The organism is Methyloglobulus sp. (assembly GCF_046714055.1).
Lineage (GTDB): Bacteria > Pseudomonadota > Gammaproteobacteria > Methylococcales > Methylomonadaceae > Methyloglobulus.
The window spans coordinates 1-3322 of sequence record NZ_JBKKBJ010000026.1; the positions used below are offsets into that span (position 1 = coordinate 1).

The following is a 3322-nucleotide window of genomic DNA, read 5'->3' on the forward strand; positions in this document are numbered from 1 at the left end:
ACGCCCCGCAACAGGATGTGTTTATTAAAGGTACCGACGTAAAAGAATTATTCCGCGGTATCTTTAAGATTGGCAAAAACCGCAAATGGAAGCTTAATCACTCTTCCCTATACCTTGACTTTTTGGCAGGCAACCAAAGTTACGATTGCACACCTTGGGGCAACCCTACCCGTAACGTATTCGGCTGGCAAAAACCCTGCTATTTGTTGTCTGACGAAGGCTATGCCGCAAGTTTTCGAGAACTTATTAATACCACTGCCTGGGAAAAATACGGCACGGTTAACAATCCCAAATGCGCAAGTTGCATGGCTCATTGCGGCTATGAAGCCACTGCAGTTGAGGATATGTTGAAACACCCGCTGAAAGCGTTGCTGACTTCAATCAGGGGGCCAAAAACTGAGGGTGACATGGTGCCGGAACCTGTGCCTCAGTATGCTTCTGAAATACTCATGCCATCCCTGTCGGGAATCCCTATCCGGGTTGAATGACAGAGGTTCTCGCAAGAAGTGAAACGCTGAATATCACAAGGTTTAAGACGATGGGCAAAAATATCCTAAAACTGGTGGTTTTATATTGCCTGTGCATGGCGGGAGCAAATAGCGTCTATGCATTGGATCAAAGCAAACCAAAGGCAAGACAAATCGTTGATAACTTTCAAGAAGAGTTGATAGAGGTCATGAAAAATGGCAAAAAGCTTGGCTATTCAGGACGATACGACAAGTTGAAGGGTTCTGTCACCAACAGCCACGACCTTGCAAAAATTGCCCGTATTGTGGTCGGCAAAGAATGGGAAAAATTGACTGAACCGCAGCAACAACAGTTGGTTGATGTGTTCAGCCGCTTGAGCATTGCCTCATACGCCCATAATTTTAAAGACTATTCAGGCGAAACCTTCACGTTTGATACAGAAGAAGAAACCACTAGGGGCGGGGTTGTCATTCATTCGCATTTGACCATTCCTGACGATAAACCGGTCAAGTTCGATTATATGCTCAAAGAAAAAGGCGACAGTTGGCGGATCATCAACATTATCGCTAACGGGGTTAGTGATCTGGCCTTGAAAAGATCTGAGTACACCACCATTTTACAGCGTGAGGGGTTTGATGCTTTAATGGCGAAAATCAATGAGAAAATTGACAATTATTCAAAACAATAAAAATCGGTATTAAAATTTTTTGTACATGTACGGGTTCTATAAAATTTCGCAGCGCAACCCAAAGAGACACCATTTACTGTACTTAGTGTTGTTGGGTCTTGTCATCGGACTTGGAGGCTGTGCCACAACTAAAGGACGATCTGGGCAGCAAGAGGCAACAAACAAAACTGATCCTTACGAAAACTTTAACAGAAAAGTCTATGGCTTTAATGACAGCGTCGATGACTATGTCGCAAAGCCCATTTCAGATGCCTACCAATATGTAACGCCCGACTTTATGGAAACTGGGGTGTCGAATTTTTTCAACAACCTGAAAACTATCAATGTCGTCCTTAACGATGTATTGCAGGCAAAGTTCGAACAAAGTGGCCGCGATAGTGGGCGCTTTCTAATGAACTCAACATTGGGATTGGCCGGACTGTTTGATGTTGCGAAAACCGTTGGCCTTGAACAGAATGATGAGGATTTCGAACAAACCCTTGCCGTCTGGGGCGTACCCCAAGGCTCCTACTTGGTGTTACCTTTTTGGGGCCCGGTAACCGCCCGTGGTATTCCGGGAGCTGTGTTTGATGCAGCTGCAAATCCTGCCACTTATGTTGGTGCGCCTATACAGGTAATCTCCTTGATTAATACCAGGGCCAATGCGGAAGGCGCCTTAAAATTTATTGACGAGGCCGCGCTTGATCCCTATGTTTTCACACGGGAATCTTTTTTACAGTGGCGTAATCATTTAGCCACTGACGGCAAAACCGGCACATCGTCTGATTTGACGGATATAGACGCTGAGCTACTCGATGATAGTCAGGGTGATGATAAGGAAACGGATGTCAAAAACGGCGTTGTTAGTGGAACAAAAGGATCTTTATCATCCGGTGCCAATATTTCCAGCACAAAAGACAATGCCGCGCCATCACTAGACGCGAACAACAAAAATACGTTGCGGATCCTCCCACCAGATTCTCTTGATACAAACAAGAATTCAACTGGCAAGGAAGTTGCTGCCCCCCCAAAAAACTAACGGCGCTGTGTATGTGTAGTTAGAAATGTATCAATGTATGGATTTCATAAGCAATGAGTTTCTCCCTACCTTTCAGAAAATCCAATTCCACAACAAAGGCACAAGCCTCAACTTTCGCACCTGTTTTTTCGACTAATTCACAACTTGCTTTTGCAGTGCCTCCCGTAGCGAGCAGGTCATCAATCAATAAAACCCGGTCATTTGCGTCGAATGCATCGATGTGTACTTCCAATGTTGCCGAGCCGTATTCCAAATCATAAGCGACACTCTGGACATCGTAGGGCAATTTTCCTGGTTTCCGCAAAGGCACAAAAGGTAGCCCAAGCTCCCACGCTACCAATGAGCCGAAAATAAAACCACGCGCTTCCATACCTGCAACTGCGGTAATCTCCCTTCCTAAAAAGGGCTGCAACAATTGATGGACAGACAACCTCAACGCCGCCGGGTCTTTTACCAGCGGGGTAATGTCTTTAAAGATGATACCCGGCTTTGGAAAGTCGGGTATATCACGAATTTTACTTCTCAGTCTGTCCATTAGCTGATTACCAATCTATTTAATAAGAACTTATCCATAAATAATATTCCCCTGACCTTTCCGTTTTATTTTCCGTAAAACGATGGCCGTAGCGGCCAGCATAAGCCAGCCAAGATGGCTCCGACCCATTTTTTCATGGCGCACCAAGAGTTCCCTGGACCGGTCAAACCAGGAGTGGCAAACCCCAACCACCCAGCGCCTTGCCTTAAAACCGGGGTCCTTGTCCATTCCTGCAAGCTCTTCGCCGCGCGGCCTGGCGTGCGGGGCATCGCCCCTTTCCTCGGCCTCGCGCCTAGCCGGTCCGCCCACCTGACCGGCAACCGGGCAGGGGCCCTGCCGGGGCGAACCTTCGCCGGTCCGCCCGACGGCAATGCCGTCCAGGGTGGCGGCGAGCGGCTTGGCATCATGGGTGTTTGCGCCGCCGGGCACCATCGACAAGGGTACGCCCCGTCCGTCAACCAACAGGCCCCTGTTGCTGCCTTTTCTCCCCGGCCGGTGGGGTCCCTGCCCACCGGTCCCAACGCCATCGGTGCCTTGGCCATCGCGCCGCCCAGGCCTTGCCATTCCCGGGCAAGCCCCCCAGTTCGCGGTATTCCAGCAGGCCGGCCCGCCA

At 48.7% G+C, this 3322-nt stretch carries 4 protein-coding genes and 1 pseudogene; 3 read left to right on the forward strand and 2 right to left on the reverse strand.

Annotated elements, in window-relative coordinates:
- The 3 genes from ACLQ6D_RS01550 to ACLQ6D_RS01560 form a co-directional block, all read left to right on the forward strand.
- Nucleotides 1-488 (forward strand): DUF3463 domain-containing protein (locus ACLQ6D_RS01550; protein ID WP_411725489.1); only part of this gene is annotated, 488 nt, incomplete at its 5' end.
- Nucleotides 489-583: 95 nt separating this feature from the next.
- The gene (locus ACLQ6D_RS01555; RefSeq protein ID WP_411725493.1) at nucleotides 584-1156 is read left to right on the forward strand and encodes an ABC transporter substrate-binding protein; all 573 of its coding nucleotides are present in this window, start codon (nucleotides 584-586) and stop codon (nucleotides 1154-1156) included.
- Between the two features lie 25 nt (nucleotides 1157-1181).
- Entirely contained in the window at nucleotides 1182-2174 is a 993-nt protein-coding gene (locus ACLQ6D_RS01560; protein ID WP_411725490.1) for a VacJ family lipoprotein, read from the forward strand.
- A 19-nt stretch (nucleotides 2175-2193) separates the two neighbouring features.
- Here ACLQ6D_RS01560 and ACLQ6D_RS01565 read toward each other — a convergent pair whose 3' ends face one another.
- Both ACLQ6D_RS01565 and ACLQ6D_RS01570 read right to left on the reverse strand, forming a co-directional pair.
- On the reverse strand, nucleotides 2194-2709 hold the full coding sequence (locus ACLQ6D_RS01565; RefSeq protein WP_411725492.1) for an adenine phosphoribosyltransferase: 516 nt from the start codon (nucleotides 2707-2709) through the stop codon (nucleotides 2194-2196).
- 30 nt (nucleotides 2710-2739) lie between these two features.
- Nucleotides 2740-3322: pseudogene (locus tag ACLQ6D_RS01570) on the reverse strand (hypothetical protein); the annotation flags it as partial.

Excerpts from the sequence above, each read along its gene's own strand:
- ACLQ6D_RS01565 (WP_411725492.1), bottom strand. The coding sequence starts at position 2,709 with ATGGACAGACTGAGAAGTAAAATTCGTGATATACCCGACTTTCCAAAG.
- ACLQ6D_RS01560 (WP_411725490.1), top strand. The coding sequence starts at position 1,182 with ATGTACGGGTTCTATAAAATTTCGCAGCGCAACCCAAAGAGACACCAT.
- ACLQ6D_RS01555 (WP_411725493.1), top strand. The coding sequence starts at position 584 with ATGGCGGGAGCAAATAGCGTCTATGCATTGGATCAAAGCAAACCAAAG.